This is a genomic window from Pedobacter rhodius, from assembly GCF_027213645.1.
In the GTDB taxonomy this organism is placed as follows: Bacteria; Bacteroidota; Bacteroidia; order Sphingobacteriales; family Sphingobacteriaceae; genus Pedobacter; species Pedobacter rhodius.
Map to the genome: position 1 here is coordinate 1072097 of NZ_JAPWGL010000002.1, position 18458 is coordinate 1090554.

20 protein-coding genes are annotated in these 18458 nt (G+C 36.6%); 11 read left to right on the forward strand and 9 right to left on the reverse strand.

Annotated elements, in window-relative coordinates:
- Window positions 1–5: 5 nt before the first annotated feature.
- The 9 genes from gldG to O0931_RS09995 form a co-directional block, all read right to left on the reverse strand.
- Window positions 6–1685 (reverse strand): gliding motility-associated ABC transporter substrate-binding protein GldG, encoded by a 1680-nt coding sequence (gldG, locus tag O0931_RS09955; protein ID WP_269415407.1) that lies wholly within the window; start codon window positions 1683–1685, stop codon window positions 6–8.
- The gene (gldF, locus tag O0931_RS09960; RefSeq protein ID WP_269415408.1) at window positions 1682–2407 is read right to left on the reverse strand and encodes a gliding motility-associated ABC transporter permease subunit GldF; all 726 of its coding nucleotides are present in this window, start codon (window positions 2405–2407) and stop codon (window positions 1682–1684) included. The genes gldG and gldF overlap by 4 nt, the downstream gene beginning before the upstream one ends.
- A 71-nt stretch (window positions 2408–2478) precedes the next feature.
- Complete coding sequence (locus O0931_RS09965) at window positions 2479–3015, reverse strand: hypothetical protein (RefSeq protein ID WP_269415409.1); 537 nt, start codon at window positions 3013–3015, stop codon at window positions 2479–2481.
- The gene (locus tag O0931_RS09970; RefSeq protein ID WP_269415410.1) at window positions 3015–3722 is read right to left on the reverse strand and encodes an ATP-binding cassette domain-containing protein; all 708 of its coding nucleotides are present in this window, start codon (window positions 3720–3722) and stop codon (window positions 3015–3017) included. Before O0931_RS09970 ends, O0931_RS09965 begins: the two co-directional genes overlap by 1 nt.
- 175 nt (window positions 3723–3897) lie before the next feature.
- On the reverse strand, window positions 3898–4818 hold the full coding sequence (locus O0931_RS09975; RefSeq protein WP_269415411.1) for a glycerophosphodiester phosphodiesterase family protein: 921 nt from the start codon (window positions 4816–4818) through the stop codon (window positions 3898–3900).
- A 321-nt stretch (window positions 4819–5139) separates the two neighbouring features.
- Entirely contained in the window at window positions 5140–5772 is a 633-nt protein-coding gene (locus tag O0931_RS09980) for a response regulator transcription factor (protein ID WP_269415412.1), read from the reverse strand.
- Window positions 5769–6554 carry a sensor histidine kinase gene (locus O0931_RS09985; protein ID WP_269415413.1) on the reverse strand — a complete coding sequence of 262 codons (786 nt, stop codon included), beginning with the start codon at window positions 6552–6554 and terminating at the stop codon, window positions 5769–5771. Before O0931_RS09985 ends, O0931_RS09980 begins: the two co-directional genes overlap by 4 nt.
- Window positions 6533–7183 carry a hypothetical protein gene (locus tag O0931_RS09990; protein ID WP_269415414.1) on the reverse strand — a complete coding sequence of 217 codons (651 nt, stop codon included), beginning with the start codon at window positions 7181–7183 and terminating at the stop codon, window positions 6533–6535. The genes O0931_RS09985 and O0931_RS09990 overlap by 22 nt, the downstream gene beginning before the upstream one ends.
- Before the next feature lie 9 nt (window positions 7184–7192).
- A complete protein-coding gene (locus tag O0931_RS09995) occupies window positions 7193–7825 on the reverse strand; it encodes a hypothetical protein (RefSeq protein WP_269415415.1) in 633 nt (210 codons plus the stop codon).
- 268 nt (window positions 7826–8093) lie between these two features.
- Here O0931_RS09995 and O0931_RS10000 point away from each other — a divergent pair, with 268 nt between their 5' ends.
- The 11 genes from O0931_RS10000 (at window position 8094) to O0931_RS10050 (ending at window position 18146) form a co-directional block, all read left to right on the forward strand.
- Window positions 8094–9500 carry a S8 family peptidase gene (locus O0931_RS10000; RefSeq protein ID WP_269415416.1) on the forward strand — a complete coding sequence of 469 codons (1407 nt, stop codon included), beginning with the start codon at window positions 8094–8096 and terminating at the stop codon, window positions 9498–9500.
- Window positions 9501–9502: 2 nt separating this feature from the next.
- Window positions 9503–9700: a hypothetical protein gene (locus tag O0931_RS10005; RefSeq protein ID WP_269415417.1), complete on the forward strand. Its 198-nt coding sequence runs from the start codon at window positions 9503–9505 to the stop codon at window positions 9698–9700.
- A gap of 403 nt (window positions 9701–10103) precedes the next feature.
- Window positions 10104–11747 (forward strand): glycine--tRNA ligase, encoded by a 1644-nt coding sequence (locus O0931_RS10010; RefSeq protein WP_269415418.1) that lies wholly within the window; start codon window positions 10104–10106, stop codon window positions 11745–11747.
- A 125-nt stretch (window positions 11748–11872) separates the two neighbouring features.
- Entirely contained in the window at window positions 11873–12754 is an 882-nt protein-coding gene (locus O0931_RS10015) for a DUF6252 domain-containing protein (protein ID WP_269415419.1), read from the forward strand.
- Between the two features lie 108 nt (window positions 12755–12862).
- Window positions 12863–13552: a CAP domain-containing protein gene (locus O0931_RS10020; RefSeq protein ID WP_269415420.1), complete on the forward strand. Its 690-nt coding sequence runs from the start codon at window positions 12863–12865 to the stop codon at window positions 13550–13552.
- Window positions 13553–13630: 78 nt separating this feature from the next.
- Window positions 13631–14116, forward strand: coding sequence for a GtrA family protein (locus O0931_RS10025; RefSeq protein ID WP_269415421.1), 486 nt, complete (start codon window positions 13631–13633; stop codon window positions 14114–14116).
- A gap of 400 nt (window positions 14117–14516) precedes the next feature.
- The gene (locus tag O0931_RS10030; RefSeq protein WP_269415422.1) at window positions 14517–16298 is read left to right on the forward strand and encodes an aromatic amino acid hydroxylase; all 1782 of its coding nucleotides are present in this window, start codon (window positions 14517–14519) and stop codon (window positions 16296–16298) included.
- Window positions 16299–16329: 31 nt separating this feature from the next.
- Window positions 16330–16572 (forward strand): hypothetical protein, encoded by a 243-nt coding sequence (locus tag O0931_RS10035; protein ID WP_269415423.1) that lies wholly within the window; start codon window positions 16330–16332, stop codon window positions 16570–16572.
- Window positions 16562–16942: a type II toxin-antitoxin system VapC family toxin gene (locus O0931_RS10040; RefSeq protein ID WP_269415424.1), complete on the forward strand. Its 381-nt coding sequence runs from the start codon at window positions 16562–16564 to the stop codon at window positions 16940–16942. Before O0931_RS10035 ends, O0931_RS10040 begins: the two co-directional genes overlap by 11 nt.
- A gap of 57 nt (window positions 16943–16999) precedes the next feature.
- On the forward strand, window positions 17000–17701 hold the full coding sequence (locus O0931_RS10045; RefSeq protein WP_269415425.1) for an SDR family NAD(P)-dependent oxidoreductase: 702 nt from the start codon (window positions 17000–17002) through the stop codon (window positions 17699–17701).
- 70 nt (window positions 17702–17771) lie between these two features.
- The gene (locus O0931_RS10050; protein ID WP_269415426.1) at window positions 17772–18146 is read left to right on the forward strand and encodes a DUF4870 domain-containing protein; all 375 of its coding nucleotides are present in this window, start codon (window positions 17772–17774) and stop codon (window positions 18144–18146) included.
- The last annotated feature ends 312 nt before the right edge of the window (window positions 18147–18458 follow it).

Here is an 18458-nt window from a genome sequence, read left to right on the forward strand (position 1 = left end):
AAAAATTATTTAGCGTACTTGTACTTGCGGTAATAATGTTGAAAAATCGCAAAGAATATTAACAATAGCAAGGGTACAACAATATTTACAATTTGCCACTTCGTTTTCTCCATTTTAATTTTTGCCTTATCTAACAATCTGATTTTTAGCTCCTTATTACGCAAAACAATTAAATTATCATCATCTGCAAAATAATCAGCAATATTTAACAGCAAAGATTTGTTTCCATAGGTACGTTGTGTATACCGGTCAAAACCCAATGGCAATGGTGAATTATCTTTTGCAACAACCTGGTTTTTGAAAATATCGCCATCGCCGATGACCACCATTTTTGCAGGCTTACTGGTTAGCACTGTTGTAAACGGCAGGGAAATACCGGCAGGTAAAGGCCGGCCGGCAAATACGGAAGGAAAACTACCTTCCAGCAAAACGCCCGCACTTTGCAAGGGGTTTTGAAAAGTTTTTGGATCAGGCTGTTCTGCAACCATTTGTAAGGAAAACAATTTCGGCACGTTAAATACTTTATTGAAATTAGACGTTGTCAGAATGTATGTTTTCTTTACGCCTTTTGAGCCTATCGTATCTACTGTACTTGCAAATTCCGCCTTAATTCCATCTAGATTTTTAACCAGGCTTGCAGCAGTATCTGGCAGTAAAATCGGATAATAAATCCATGGCACCAATTGAAGCTGGGGCTGACCGCCAACTGTTCCTGTTGAAATGGGAATGTCAGCAGCATTTTTATCGGCAATGATATTGTAATTAATCCGGGCACCATACATAAAAAGCATGTCATCAAGATTCAGGCTTTTATTAAAAGCCATTTGACTGCCCTTCCCGCTCAAACTATCTAATTCTGCAGAAACCTGATCTATGCTCCAAAGCACCCGTCCCCCATTCATCACGAAATAGTTAATTTTATATTTTTCTGTTTCGGAAAAAGCGGTTTGAGGTTTTACGATTATCATTATTTTCAACTTATCTAACCCTGCTTTATCTATCGTATTCAAATCTACCCGCCCCACTTCGTAGCTATTTGCAAGCGTGTGCATGGCATCGTAAAGTTGCAAATCGGTTGGTTCCCCATTGGATTCGGTAAAACCAATTCTTGGATTATTTCCGGTAATTACTTTTTTCAGGCCAGCGGTAAAAGTATATTCCAGATTTTCGATTGAACGGTTTATGTTGTCTTCATAACTGCCCCCGGCATCCAGATTCTGTAAAAGCTTAACCGGCATTTGTTTACCATTACTTTCAATCATGGCCATTGGATAAACCAATTTTTGTGTTAAACCACTTTCCGTTTTCACACTCAGGTTTGTGGCTTCTATACCCTGCTGATAAAGATTATTAATCACTGTATCCTGATCGGCAGCACTTAATCCATCCAGCGGGTCAACAAAAACCACTTTTAAATCCGCTTTAGCGTAAGCTTTGTAATCCGACAATAAATCCTTAACTGATGCTTGTAAACGTTTAAATGCCGACGGAAGCGCACCATTCAAAAAAACAGTTATGGTTACGGGGTTTTGCGTATTTTCAAGAAGTTTTTTTGTTTTATCATTCAATGTAAAACGCCTATCAGCCGTAAAATCAAACCGATGAAAAAAATATTGCCCGCCAATATTTAATAATACCAAGGCCAATAAAACCATAACAATTCTAACCCATTTATTTTTCATCATTTCTTCCCCTCAATCACCAGTTTCGTTAAAAATAGAAATAGTACAGAAAAGCTTATAAAATAAATCAGGTCGCGGGTATCCAAAACGCCACGACTAATCGATTGATAATGCTGATTAATGCCCAGTGAAGAAATTATGGTTTCGAAATTCTGCATAGCAAAGATTTGGCTGCTGTAATCAAAACCCAGAAATGCAAATCCACATAGCGCCGCAGAAACGGCAAAAGCAATAATTTGATTTTTGGTTAGGGCTGAAGCAAAAATTCCGATTGCGGTAAATGCAGAACCCAGCAAAAACAATCCCACATATGAGCCTATGACCGCGCCGGAGTCTATATTACCCTCCGGCAAACCTAACTTAGAAATTGAATAGTAGTAAACTGAGGTTGGAATAAGTGAAAAAAGTACAAGCGCTAAACAGGCTAAATATTTTGCTGAAACAATTTGCCAGAGTGTTATGGGTTTCGTAATTAAAAGTTCATAAGTTCCTTCTCTCCGTTCTTCAGCAAAAGAACGCATGGTAACTGCCGGAATAAGAAACATAAAAAGATAAGGTACCAGACTAAAAAAACCGCTAAGTTCAGCATAACCGTAATCCAGTACCGAAGTATCCGGGAAGAACCAAAGTAAAAGGCCGGAAACTAAAAGAAAAATGCCGATGGTTATATAGGCGACCATCGAACTCAAAAAACTAAATAATTCGCGTTTAAATACTGCGTACATACGATTTAAATGTCGAAGATAATCATATTTGAATAATAAAAATTTTATAATTTCATAGACTTATTTCTTATCTACAATCCAAAAATATAGGCGAATCTTATTCCAATAAATCCTTTAGTGTTCGAACGATTCAAAAAACTAAGGCTTTCATTTTTTCCGGTCCAGCCCTCATACCTGATGCCCAAATCAAGCATATGCTTGCCTGGCAGATTAAATAAATTCCCTAAGCCCGGCGACCAGGCAAAAAGGGTTTTTTGTCCGTTATTTAATGGCAACGCGGCACCCAGTTGTCCTTCAGCATAAAATGTTTCACTTAGCTGATATTTTAAACCCGCTTTTAAAGGTGCGTAAGTTAAATCCTGAACGGATAACAATTGATTGTTTCTGCCAAAGAAATTCATGATGCCTCCGTTTACTATAATTGAAAATGCCTTAGAAAGCGGAAATTCGGCTTTTAAAGATGCACCTGCACCGACTGAAGAAAGGCCTGAAAAGTTGCCCGATGGAAAACCAGCTTCGGCTCCGATACCGATTTTAGCATGCTGTGCTTTTGCAGCAAAGGATAAAAATAAAATTGCCCCTGATAAAATTAAAGATGATTTGAACATTATGCTGTAAGTTTTCTGAAAATAACCTCTAATGAATCTTGATTATTCGCTTTTTTTATACCATCGAGTGAATCGTTTGCTACAATTTTACCTTTGTTAATGATGATGATATCGTCACAAATGGCTTCAACTTCCTGCATAATATGAGTTGAAATAATAACCGTTTTATTTTTACCAAGTTCTTTAATTAAAGCCCTGATGCCAATCAATTGGTTTGGATCTAAACCTGATGTCGGTTCATCTAAAATTAAAACGTCGGGATTATGTATAATGGCCTGGGCTAAACCTACTCTCTGCCGATAACCCTTTGAAAGCATTCCGATTTTTTTATGTTGCTCGGGCGTTAAACCAACCATGTTGATTACTTCATCCACACGGTGAGCTAAATTTTTCAATTCGTAAGTTTGCCCAACGAAGTTGAGAAATTCCTTAACATACATATCGGTATAAAGCGGTGTATTTTCAGGCAAATAGCCAATATGCTTTTTTGCTTCGATGGCTTGGGTTAATATGCTTTTATCAGCAATTTCAGCCTCGCCTGATGTGGGCTTTAAATAACCCGTGAGCATACGCATTGTTGTGGATTTCCCGGCGCCGTTCGGACCTAAAAAACCTAAAATACGACCAGGCTTTGCATCAAAACTAATCGAATCAACCGCCTTTTGGTTATCGTAGTGCCTGGAGAGATTTTTTACTGAAATGCCCATTTTGTTTTATTTAACCGCGAAGAACACAATGTTTTTCGCAAAGACCGCAAAGTTTTTTAAGTAAGTCGTCCTTGCGAGGCACGAAGCAATCCTACAACTATCGCTATAATATCTAACGCATTAAGATTGCTTCGTGCCTCGCAATGACGTTGTGGCTAATTTTACTGCCTAAAAATTAATTAATAAACTCAGAACTTAATTTCTTATTATACCTAAACTTATCCAGTTCTTCTGATGCCTGTGGCAAATTATCTCCTGATAAAATATCCGCGCCATTATTGACCAGGTGGTAATATACATTTTTAGCGGGGCTTGCCATTGCGCTTTTGTCAATATTACCCATCGTACCTAAAATCGTTGTAATTCCTTTGTCATGAAGAAACTTGTACAAGTCTTTATCCGGCGCACTTACACCAACAAATGCCACAATTCTATTGTTCGGTACACCTAAATTATTCAATCTTTTTAATTCAGATTTTTTCTGAACGGAAGCAGAAATCATTAAATCTGGTGCCAGCTGATGAACTTCCTTTGCCTGATTTGCCGTATAGGTAATAATGATCGAATTGCTTTCTACTTTATATTGCCTCACCTTTTCAATCACTTTTGCATAAGAAACACCTTTTTTCAAATCAATGGTAAGCAAAGCCTTTCCTTTGCTCCAGCTTAAAACACTATCTAAAGTTGGGATTTTAAATTTTGTTTCCTTGCCTTCATCGTCTTTTAAATTGAATGTTTTCAGCGCTTCGTAGGTATAATTACCGATCGCCCCTTTTCCTGTTGATGTCCGGTCTAATTTATCATCATGCATAATAACCATCACCGAATCTTTACTGTAGGCAATATCAAATTCGATAATTACCGGATTATATGTGGTTGCATTAGCAAAAGTTTCGATACAATTTTCGGGAAAACCAGGCATCGGTCCGCCGCGATGCGCACTGATTAGTGGAAAACGATTTCCGGGTGACCATTTTAAAAACTGATATAGGTCTTTTGTATTATTAAATTTGATGTAATGATGAACTTTTTCTTCTTGTTTGCAGGAGATAAAAATTGCAATAAAAGCCAACAGAAATAAATGATGAAATTTCATGGTTCAAAAGTAGGAAAAAATGAAAGATGGAAGAGATAAAATGGAATATTAAATGGTAAGTTGGTTAACCGGTTAATTGTTGAAGTTATCGTTGAATTGCTTAATTGTTGAAGTAGTTAGCTGGTTAATTGTTCAAGGGGGTTAATTGTTAAATGCAGAATTGATGAATTATTGATTGGTTATTTGTTTAAATCGGCTTAAATTAACCAATATACAGTTTAAACGGTAAGCAATTTATACAGTTTAACAATTAAACAATTTTAACAATTAAATCCTTTAAAAGCAGTTAACCGGTTTATACAGTTAAACAATTAAACATTTCTATGCAAATCCATTCTTTATTGCGAACACGGCCAGTCCGACACGTGTTTTAAGTTCAAGCTTTTCGCATAACTGGTCTCGGTAACTTTCAACTGTTCTCGGACTGCAGAACATCTTATCAGCTATTTCCTTGTAATTAAGTTCTGTAACCGTGTATTTTAAAAATTCCTTTTCTCTTTCAGAAATTTTAATTTCAGCATCCTTATTTTTATTTAAGCTGGAAAAAATAATTTTCGAGGCCCAGTCAGGGTAAAAGAAACCGTCATTATTTAATTTTGTGAGCGCATTTTCCAGCTCAACCGGATGTGCATTTTTTAACAGGTAAGCTTTTGCACCATTGCTAACCATTTTTATAACACTCTTTTCTTCGCCTTGCATACTCAGCGCCATTACTTTTACATCCGGGTAATGTTCTTTTAACCAGCTTACGGTTTCAAAACCATCCATAATGGGCATACTGATATCCAGAAGTACGATATCAGGAATATTTTTTTTGTTTTCTAATTTCTGAATCAGATCTCTTCCGTTTTCGCATACGAAAATCACCTCAAAGGCTGCAAAGTTATCGATAATGCCTTGCAGTGCTTTTGCAATGAGAATATGATCATCAACAATAACTATTGTTTTTTTCATACTGAGCCATTTAAAATAATCGTAAGCTTGGTTCCGAAATTAACACTGCTCTGTAAACTAAATTGTCCCCCGATAATTTCGGCCCTTCTTTTTATATTTTTTAATCCTATACCATCAGAAGCTGTTTCCTCATAATTAAAACCTGTTCCATCGTCTTCAATCTGTAACATTAAAAAAAAATCGGGGCTTGAATTAAGCTGTATTTTTATGTTGTTACAGCGGGCATGTTTTAAGCTGTTCTGAAGAAATTCCTGTGTAATTCTTAACAGCACATTCTTCTTCACAAATTCCAGGTTTATCGCGTTGAAATTATGTTCGAAGGTTACCATACACTTTTTTAAAGCATTTATATTATCAACCTCCTCTTGTATTAAAGTTACAATTTCATTTTCACTTATTTTGTCGTTGGTTAGGTTTTTCGACAAACTCCTTAAATCCTGCAACGATGAATTAATGATTTGATAAATCTGTTCTATTTTTTCATTTTCCTGTGGCACCTTGTTTTCATATACAAGCTGTTGTGTATAAAGACTTACGAGCGTTAATTTTTGTCCGATATTATCATGTAGTTCACGGCCAATATGCTGCATGGTTGCCTGCTGTATTTCCATTTGGGTGGTTAAAAGTTCTCTTTGATGTATTTCGTTTGTGACTTTAATTTCATTCAGGTATTCCCGCTTCCGCAGTTTATATTTTTTTATATAAACCATAACTGCAACGACAAAAAGCACAAAAAAGAGATTAAAAAGTATAATCGTAATTAAGAGTTCTGTTTTTCCCATATAAATGAAATTGAGAATAATATATACATTACGATAGCCGAAATCAGGAAATAATCAAAGTAAATGGTCCAGATTTGGGTATATTTTAACAGCAGATAATAGAATGTCCAGAAAGGTAACGTACCGATATAAAATAAGGTTACCCCCAGGTTAATATAAAACATCCTGTTCCGGTTAAAATTCAGGATATCAGATGATGTAATTTGCTTATAATATTCCATTACAACTAAAGTCATTAAAATAAAAGCGCCAAAAGTGTAATTAAATGAAAAGATGATTTTGCTGCCTTTAAAGTAAAGCTCGCTCGGGATAAATGAAATCAAGTATAAAAGCGAAAAAATAATAAACAGGTTTTTTCTTCTCAACGATTTTACGGCATATAACCAATAAAAAAACAGGAATTGCAACGGAATTACAAAGTAATTGTAAAACAGGGCCTTCGAAAAACTAATCCAGTTGCTACCGTATTTACCAAAGAGTTCGCACAAAAAAATGAATACCAGGTAAAGGGCAAAGCATTTCCAAAAATCATGAACGGCATTTTTATAGTAGAAGAACAGGGCAATAATTGCCGCTAATGCTTCTACCCCTAGCAGTGTATTACTTAAAAAATTTTGAAAATCAGACATCGCCGAAGACTAGTAAGCTTGTTGTCCTGCCTCAGCCGGAGGAATAAGTTGCCCGTGGTTTTGCGCCATAACCTGCCGGGATGGTTTATCGCTGCTTTCGGCGTACATAACCATCATCTCAACCTGTTTATTTTCATCCCGGTCATTTGCTGAAAAAGTTTTTCTGTCTAAAGGGTTAAAATCATAATCTAAATGATTTCCGCTGCTGATTTTCTTTTTTAAAGTCGGTATCATAATCAGTGTATGTTTCTGTGCATAATCTTTCCCGACCAATTTTTCACCTTCAAAATTATCCCATTCCGTATCTTTCGGATATGCTGCATAATAGAAACGTACGCCAAGTACACTATCTGTAATACGCGGATCTACTTTTTTACTATAAGATTCGATATCCGTGATAAATTTTTTCAAGGTGCTTAGACCGAAAGAAACGGAATAAGCATCATCCAATCCCAATACCTTATTAATTGCAGCTAATTGGTTATTGCGATAATTATCAACCAGCTCATGAATAGTTCTTACATCCATTGTGTTCGGATAACCTTTGTTTTCTTTTCCAATCAACCCGATTAATTTTTGCAGTAGGTAAAGTGCAATTGCCCCGGATAAAAATGCAATTGTATAAATAAGTAAACCTTCCATTTTCATAATTTTTAGATTTTAATTAAAGTTAAATTTTATTCTCAAAACTGATAAAACTTTTATCAAGAACAGATGGGGTTTTCCCCATATTTTACCGTTGTTTTTACGGCTTTTTATTTTGTTGGTTTTACGACTGATTTTTAGTGTTTTACCTAAGGTTTTTCCGTTTCAAGTAGCGCAATTTTGGGTTAATGTTTACCGAATGAATTACAGAAAGGAGCAAGCCCAAAATCCGGAATAGAGTAGGCAAAATTTAAAACCTTAAAACATGTCAAAAAATTTAAAAAAAGAAGAAAAGGTAGAATACACAGGAAGATATCTTGTGTTACTACCTGAAGGGTCAAACACATCCGATTCTATTGATCAGATTAGTTCTATTAGCGGCCTAAACCTAACAAGTTCTTTAGCATTTGAAAATGAGTTTTTCACAGATAAAGACCTGGCTAAAACCGACGGTATCGTGTTGGATAAATTGGGTATTGCCATTGTAAACGAAAAACCCGAAATAAAAATGTCTATCAGCAGCTTTGGAGACAATGATATGATTGTAGAAAAAGAAAGGGTAGTTTACGCTATTGGTATGCTGGACGAAAGCACTCAAAATTATGTTGAGGGCTACCGGGACGCCGTAAACCAAATGACAAATGTATTAGTCGGAACCGAAGTTGAAGATTATAATTATGAAGAACAACAATCTGAAGTGGAGTCGGTTGGCGCCACCTGGGGTTTAAAGGCAACCAATGTGGTACCAACGAGTTTTTTAAGGTATAATCCTTACAATGGCGCAGGAATTAAAGTTGCAATATTGGATACTGGTTTTGATTTTAATCATCCCGATTTCGCCGGTCGCCCCGTTGTTCATCAAAGCTTTATCACCGGCGAAAGCACACAAGATGGCCACGGCCATGGCACGCACTGTACCGGTACCGCCTGCGGCCCTATAAGTTCGCCATCAGCAACGGAGAGATACGGAATTGCTTATGCAGCAAGCATTTACATCGGAAAAGTGTTAAGCAATGGCGGCTCCGGCGGAGACGGCGGCATTCTTGCCGGTATTAACTGGGCAATTGCAAACCGTTGCGATGTGGTGAGCATGTCGTTAAGGGGCTTGGTAAGCGGAACAGGTTATTCAGCTGTTTTTGAAACTGCCGCAGCAAGAGCTTTAGCACAAGGCACCTTAATTATCGCTGCTGCAGGAAACGATTCAGCAAGGCCAGGCGTTGTGAAACAAGTGATGCATCCGGCAAATTGCCCATCGATAATGGCTGTTGGTGCGGTTGATGTAAATTTGAACATCGCAAGTTTTTCTAATGGCGGCCTTTACCCAACTTATGGCGCTGTAGACATTGTAGCTCCGGGTGTTAACGTATATTCTTCTACCAAACTGCCAACCAAATATGCCAGCTGGAATGGCACCAGTATGGCTACACCACACGTTGCGGGTATTGCCGCACTATGGGCGCAGGCAACGGGACTTAGAGGTATCAACCTCTGGAAAAAATTAACATCGACAGCAAAAGCATTACCTTTACCGGGAAGAGATGTAGGCGCCGGATTGGTACAAGCTCCCACAAAAACCAGATTGATAAAGTTTCCGATTGACAGAACCCCGATTCTGGTTAATCCAAAATTCCCTATCGATCCAATTGGTCCAATCGAAAAAATAATAAGATGAAAATGAAATGGTTAATATCTGTTAAAGACGGCATGATGGAGCGGGTTACTGAAGAGTTGGGTAAAATGGGCATTAAAAATGCGGAAAAATTAGACTCAATAGGTGTAATTATTATTGCTCACGGCGATTACAAAATAACAGATCTCAAAAAAATCGATGGCGTATTAAATGTTGAAGAGGAAAGGGACCTCAGCATTTAAGCCAGAAATAACTAAATCATTACCTGTAAAAATCGGTGTAGTATTTTGCTGCATCGATTTTTGCATATCTAAACCAGAGATAACAATGGAAATCACCTTTAAGCGTTTGACAACTTTATCGACGCTGTGAAGGAAAGTTATAAAATCTGCAAATACATTTTCCAAACTAGAGCAATTGCAGTATACAGGGAACGCTTCAGGAAGCATAACGTAGCAGCATTGACGAAACCAATAAGCACTGCGATTGCTTTTCTAAAATTTTAAACCTGTAAGGTATTTAAGAACATATAAGTTCATCGTCCTTCACCAAAATCTTAAAATTCGATAATCCATAAATCCTGGTTAAAAACCTTCAGCCTTATACCTTTAAACCCTCCTCCTTTTTATTATCTTTGCCTCCATTATGGCTCAAAAGAATAACGACGAACAATTTAAAAATGTAATATCACACGCCAAAGAATACGGTTTCGTATTTCAAAGCAGCGAAATATATGATGGCTTAAGTGCCGTTTACGACTACGGCCAGTTAGGTGCCGAGTTGAAAAATAATATTAAAACATACTGGTGGAAAGCCATGGTACAGATGCATGAAAACATTGTAGGCATTGATTCTGCAATTTTTATGCACCCCAAAGTTTGGAAAGCCAGCGGACATGTTGACGGTTTTAATGACCCGATGATTGACAACAAGGATTCGAAAAAACGCTACCGTGCCGACCAGTTGTTAGAGAATAAAATTGATGAGCTGTATGCTGAATTAGCTAATTTCTCTGCTGAGAACAAAGCTAAATTCGAGTCATTTCAACAGGAAATATTAGGTTTAAGCGATGAAGGACAGGCCGCCTGGATTCCGAGTTTTAAAGATGAAAACGGAATTTTAGACAATGCTAAATATCCTTTCGTTGATGAGGCAAGCTGGAGATTTGTAAAAAAAGGTTTAGCGTTGGAGGTGGAAATGAACCTGGCTTTAAAATCGGAAAACCTGGCTCAGCTGAAAGATTTAATTGTTGATTACAAAGTAATTTGCCCGATTTCTAAAACCTCAAACTGGACGGATGTCCGCCAGTTTAACCTCATGTTCAGCACGCAGTTTGGTGCAATGGCAGAAGGCAGTGATGAAGTATATCTTCGCCCCGAAACGGCTCAGGGTATTTTCGTTAACTTTTTGAATGTTCAAAAATCAGGAAGGATGAAAATCCCATTTGGTATTGCGCAAATTGGTAAGGCATTCAGAAACGAAGTAATTGCCCGCCAGTTTATTATGCGTATGCGTGAATTTGAACAAATGGAAATGCAATTTTTCGTTCGCCCGGGCGAAGACAAAAAATGGTTCGAATACTGGAAAGAAGCCCGTTTGAAATGGCACAAAGCTTTGGGCACTAAGCCCGAAAAATACCGTTACCATGACCATGTTAAACTGGCGCACTACGCAAACGCCGCAACGGATATTGAATTTGAATTTCCATTCGGATTTAAAGAAGTTGAAGGTATCCACAGCCGTACCGATTTTGATTTAACGCAGCACCAGGAATATTCCGGCAAGAAAATGCAATACTTCGACAATGATCTAAATGAAGAAGGAAAGCCTTACGGAAATTACGTTCCTTACGTAATTGAAACCTCAATCGGTTTAGATCGCATGTTCTTGTTAACCATGATTAATGCTTTCGAAGAACAGGATTTAAGCACTGAAGATAAACAGGATAGCCGTACATTATTACGCCTCCACCCGGCTTTGGCACCATATAAAGTCGCAGTTTTTCCTTTAACTAAAAAAGATGGTTTACCAGAAAAAGCACGCGAGATTATGGAGGAGTTGAAATTTGATTTCAACTGTATTTATGAAGAGAAAGATGCCATTGGTAAACGCTACCGCCGTCAGGACGCTGTGGGTACCCCATTCTGTATCACGGTTGACCACCAGAGTTTGGAGGACAATACGGTAACGATTCGTCATCGCGATAGCATGGAGCAACAACGTGTTGCCATTGCAGATTTAGGTGATATTGTTGGTAAGGCCGTGAGCTGGAAAAATTTATTAGCCTAAAGTTCGACAACCTTCAACACCCAAAGTTGATTTATTATATTAGTCGCAGGTTTATCCTGCGACTTTTTATATTCACAAATTTTCAATTATATTTAGTCATTTTAAAACCACAATTAAATACGCTCATGCAAAAAGTAAATTCTACTATTATTTCGTTAATCCTGTTCTGTATTTCCTTTTCATCCTGTAAAAAAGAAATAAACTATCATCCGGAATGGGAAGTATCTACCATGAGCGGAAAAATTGATGGTGTTTTATTAAAATGTACATTAGCTTCAGCCCAGACTTACACAATAGGCTCAACAACCATGATTCAAATCTCCGGCAGCAAAGGAAATATTGGTTTTACTTTAATGATTAATAATTTCAAAGGCATTGGTACTTACAGTATCGCTGATAGTAATATTGCAACTTATCTTGAAGGTAATTCCGGCATGCAGGATGCCTATATGGCCCTTTCAAAAGGAACTATAAAAATCACCAGCTATTCAGCAGATAAATTAATCAAAGGTACTTTTGAATTTGAAGGGGAAAATACTGCAATTTCAAAAACAAAGAACATTACAGAAGGGCAGTTCACTATAAGTTTAGTGCCTGTTAAAATCCCGGAAACCACGAACAGTACAAATAATTTGAATGCTAAGGTAGATGGAACACCAATAGGTTTTACCGCGCAGGCAAATTTAATTTCTGTGCCTATCATGGGAAATGTAATGACTATTATTGGTTTAAATGGCGACAAATTTTTGACTTTGGCCATCTTTGACTATAAAGGTGTTGGTGTTTATGAATTTAAGAAAGGCATGGGTCAGGGCGACTATATACAGGATAAAACACCTACAGGCTCGTTCACTGATTCGGAGAACGGTAAAATCACAATTACAGCTGCTACGTCTACAACCATAAAAGGAACTTTTGAATTTGTTGCCCCGAACCAGGATTCAAGTATTAAAACAAAAAAGACGATTACAGAAGGTACATTCGAGTTAAAATATACGAAGGGTTAAAGAAAAATATTGGAATGCAGCGCCACAGGTCTTTTCGCCTGTGGCTTTTTTATGAGCCTATATTGAAAATAAATAAATTTAATCGGCGTTATCCATGAAACACCAAGCATGAATCGCCCTTTTTATAGTTTAATCTTCTTCTTCTTCATTCTGAGCAGTAAAGTCTTTGCGCAAACCTGGACAGATGCCGAATTTAAAAAGGCAAATACCGCAGTAAATGCCGATTATCTAACCAGCGAAGAAAAAAATATTATTCTTTACATGAACCTCATCCGCATAAACGGCGAGAAATTTTATTACACTTTTTTAGAAGATTATATAAACAACTATAACGCAAAAGTTAAAAAGTACAGGAATTACAACGAGTTAAAATTAGCAAGGAACAACCCATATTATTTATCATTGCTTAAGCACATTAAGGTTGCTAAAAACCTGGCCATGTTTTATCCTGATGAAAAATTAAGTTATTTAAGCCGCAGCCATGCAATAGATTTAAATAAAAACAATTTAGATACGCATGAAAGCAGTAACGGCGATAAATTTAACCAGCGTATGTCTAAATATTTCCCGAATAAGACAATGAGCGAAAATATCGACTTCGGTTATTCGAATAGCCTGGATATTGTTTGTCATCTCTTGCTGGATTGTGGCGTTCCTTCTTTAGGCCATCGGTTCAATCTGCTGGATCAGAAATATAAATTAAATACAGTTGGCGTGAGCATCCAGCCTCATCCATCATACAGCTGGTGTGCGGTGATTGATTTTGTTGCACAGCAATCAACTTTAAACAGCCGTTAATTTCAAAATCAAACATCAATTCATTTCCTCGCCTAAATAATATTTTAAAAAATTACCTTTGCAGGCTTAAGTACAATAATGCGTAAACTCATTCTAGCTTTTATCGATTTTTTTTACCCGCCATTTAAAGGGTTTATCTCTCAGCATAACTTTCGTTACCTGGCGACTGGTGGCAGCACATGGCTTTTAGGCAATATTGTTTACTATCTTTCTTTCCATTATTTATTTCATACTGAAGATGTAGATTTTACCTTATTCATTTTGAAAAGAGAAACAGCAGCATTGGCAGTAGATTTTTTAATCGTCATTCCTTATAGCTTTTTGCTAAACCGATATGTTATTTTTACACACAGTGAGGTTAAAGCACATATTCAACTCCTTCGGTTTTTAAATCTGAACCTGGTTAACATCCTTTTAACTTTTGCCTTGCAGAAATTTTTTATTGAAATACTTAATATATATCCAACCATTTCCAAAGTTGTTGTATCCGTGCTTATTGCAGGTTTTAGCTATCTTTATCAACACTATTTCACTTTTAGTGTAAAAAAAATCAAAACAAAATAATCTTGAAAATCCAGCTCAGCTGTTAAGCTTATTCCGTTCGCGGCCACGTTGCTTGCTTTATCGGTTCGCGGGCCGGCTTTAAGAGACTGAAATGAAATGCTATTTACATCGCGAATTACTAAATAACGGTTTTTCACTGCACAAGCTTAGGTTAATAAACGGGATGGCATCGATATCCTTTTAAGCATTTTTTATGCGAAAAAGATTTAGCGAACAGCCCGACTGAACATTCAGGTGAAATACGGACTCAGCTTTTCAAATAAAATTCCAAATCCTCTGCTTTTCAAAAAAGGAATAAAACTTTATTTACGGCTGTCTGTTTAATTTATCTATTGGCTTTCTTGCTTAGCTTAAATCAACAACTTAACTTAGCCTCCAACTAACTTTATTATAATTCTTAATGAGCGATTTTAATGATTTTAATAATGCGCAGGTAGCCAGATTACCTAGGCATTTAAAGCAATTTATTGTTGCACAAAACTATGAGAAATACACCGCTATAGATCAGGCAGTTTGGCGTTATGTAATGCGTCAAAATTATAGCTATCTTAAAAACGTTGCGTATTATCCTTATATAAAAGGTTTGCAAAGTGCGGGTTTAAGTATCGAATACATTCCCGATTTGCAAACCATGAATGATAATTTGGGCAAAATAGGTTGGGGCGCCGTTACAGTTGATGGTTTTATACCGCCAGCCGCTTTTATGGAATACCAGGCCTACCGGGTTTTGGTTATTGCAGCAGATATCCGTCAGATTAATCATATTGAATATACACCTGCGCCCGATATTATTCATGAAAGCGCAGGTCACGCACCCATAATAGCCGATAAAGATTATAACAGCTACCTGAGTTATTTCGGTTCAATTGGCGCTAAAGCCATGTTTTCCGCAAAAGATTTTGAGCTTTACGAGGCGATTAGAAAGCTCTCCATATTAAAGGAAACTGCAGATAGCGATGAAGTTCAAATTGCTAAAGCAGAAAAAGAACTTCGTTACATCAGCGAAAATATGGGCGAGCCATCGGAAATGGCATTATTAGGTCGCTTACATTGGTGGACGGTAGAGTACGGCTTAATTGGCACATTGGAAAATCCAAAAATTTATGGTGCCGGTTTACTTTCTTCCATTGGCGAAAGTGCATCATGTATGCAAAAAGATGTACAGAAGCTTTGGTATAATATAGACACCGTAAATTATCCTTACGATATTACTAAAACCCAACCTCAGCTTTTTGTAACGGAAACCTTCCAGAATCTGATTGATGTTCTGGAACAATTTGCAGATACTATGGCTTTCAGGCGGGGTGGAACGGAAAGCATCATGAAAGCAATTGATTGTAAAAATGTTGCAACAGCCCTTTATAGTTCTGGTTTACAGGTAAGTGGCATTTTTACCGACATCGGCGTTAATGAAAAGGATGAACTTACCTTCATAAAAACGACTGGTCCATCGGCTTTGGCATTTAATGCGAAACAATTACCAGGGCATGGAAAAGATTACCACAAAGATGGATTTTCATCACCGGTTGGTAAATTAAAAAACGCTGCAAAACCTTTAGAAGACTATACAACTGATGAACTTGAAGCTTCAGGCATTAAAACCGGTGCGCAGGCGAATTTACTTTTTGAAAGCGGAATTCAAGTTAAAGGTTTGGTTAAAGATGTAGTTACTGAAAACGAAAAAATTCTTTTAATTGCATTTACAGATTGTACCGTGACGGAAAACAATGGAAATATCTTATTTAAACCTGAATGGGGCGTGTATGATATGGCCGTTGGTGAAAAAGTAATTTCTGTTTTTAATGGGGCTGCTGATAAAGATGCCTATGAAGAAATTACTCTTATCAGTACTGCAAAAACACAAAAGATTACTTACGATAATAAAACGATCGAATTACATGAATTATATAAAAGCGTTAGAGCGATAAGGGAAAACGGAACAGGATTAGAACAACTCGAAAATATTTTTGAACAGCTTAAATTAAACCATAGAAAAGATTGGCTTTGTGCTTTAGAAATTTTAGAATTAATTTATCATAAAAAAATCTATTACCAGCTGGAAAAGGAAATCCAGATTTATTTAGAACTTAAAGCCGGCAGGGAACCAGAACATACTAAGTTAATTAATGATGGCTTACATGTAATTAAAAATCCGGTTAGTCAGTTGGTCATAGAAAATTGATTTACACCCTTAATTTTATTAACTTTACTTCATGACAACCATCACAGTACAAGTAGATAACGAACAAAATGCTGCGCTTCTTGAAAAGATGCTTAAGGCTCTATCTTTTGTAGAGGATGTTGACATCAAGAATCAGGAGCCGAATATGGCTGAAGAGCCACGGGGATCTTATCAGAAATTAAAAAAGGCAATTGATAAAACTGAAGGTAATTTAATGTTTAAGGATATTAAAGACCCATCTAAGTGGCAAAGTGATTTAAGAGATGAGTGGTAACATAATATTTGACACAAATATTATTATCTATTTATCTAAAAAACTTTTAACACCCGAGGAAGTATTTGCAGAAAACATGACTTATTCTATTTCCATAATTTCAAAAATGGAACTGCTTGGATATGCATTTAAAAACAGATTGGAAGAGTTGTATATTATTGAATTAATCAATTCGTTAAATATTGTTCCTCTGAATGATACTATAGTGGATACGACGATTGAGATAAGAAAAAACAATAAAATAAAACTCCCGGATGCCATTATTTATGCTACGGCAAAAGTAATGAATGGAAAGCTTTTCACAAATAACATTGCTGATTTTGAAAACGTAAGTGGAAATGTTGAGCTTTTAAACCCATTAAATATATGAAAACAACTGATTATTATCCTATCGGCCTTTTAACTTTAAAACAATCTTAACATTTTAATGAACATTATAATAACAGGTGCAAGTAGTGGGATTGGTTTTGAAACCGCTTTAGAATTAAGCTTACAAAACGAAAATAAAATTGTAGCGATTGCCCGCTCTGCCGATAAACTGCGTAAACTTTTAGAAATTGCAAAAGCCATTAATCCCGATTGTACACTACTTCCCGTGGAGTTTGACATTGTAAATGACGACTATGCAGCATTAATTCACTTTTTAAAAGAACGCGCAGGCATAATAGATATATTGATTAATAATGCAGGCGCTTTAATAAATAAACCATTTTTAGAGACAACTGAAGAAGATTTGGGTGAAATGTTGCAAAGCAATGTTATCGCCCATTTCAGGATGATTCAAAACACTATACCACTCATGCAAGCAGGTAGCCATATTGTAAACATTGGCAGTATGGGAGGTTTTCAAGGCAGTGTGAAATTTCCCGGTTTAGCTGCATATTCTGCCAGTAAAGCTGCATTACATACATTAACAGAATGTTTAGCTTTTGAGTTAGCAGAAACCGGAATTAAAGTCAATTGCCTCGCCCTGGGTTCAGCACAAACAGAAATGCTGGAAGCTGCTTTTCCGGGTTATCAGAGTCCGGTTTTGGCTTTCGAAATGGGTAAATATGTAGCTGACTTTGCAAAAACAGCTCATAAATTCTTTAATGGCAAGATTTTGCCCGTCGCCGTTACCACGCCATAATTTATTTTTCATTAATTACAACAGTTTTCAAACTTATTTGTTAAGCAAATTAAACTTAAAAAAAATCAGAATGGAAACAAACAACAATTTCACAGCAACCGATAACGGTAAAACTGCGGGCATTATTAGTTACTTCACCATAATTGGTTGGTTAATTGCCTATTTTGCAATGCATAAGGATAATAAAACCGAGTTGGGAAGTTATCAATTAAGACAAACTTTATTATTTGCAATTGTTTCAACTGTTATAGGTTGGGGATTGGGTTTCGTGTTAGGAATTCTAATCGTTTCAACAGGTGTGGGTGCCTTGATTTATATTGCATACATTCTTCAGATTGCGCTTTTTATAATCTGGCTGATCGGTTTAATTGGTGCCATTAACGGTGAGAAAAAACCAATGCCTTTAATCGGTGAAAAAGCGCAGACTATGTTCCCAGGCATTTAATAAAATATAAATTTAAAGAGACTGTCTCATAAAGCAATTTTTTTGACTGTTGTCATGTTGAATTCAGCCTGTACTGAGCTTGTAGAAGCATCGAAACGCTTAAAACACAATTTATATAAGTCCTTCACTTCGACTTAGCTCAGTGCAAGCTGGCTATCATTAACAGATCAGAAGAAAAGTCGTCCTTTCGATCCGATAGCTCCTATGTTTACAATTATTAATTTAGTGAATATAAAGTGAAAAGGATTGAGAGTAGACCGATGGCTAAATAACTCATGAAGTATATTGACCGATAGATACTACCTCTTTCCT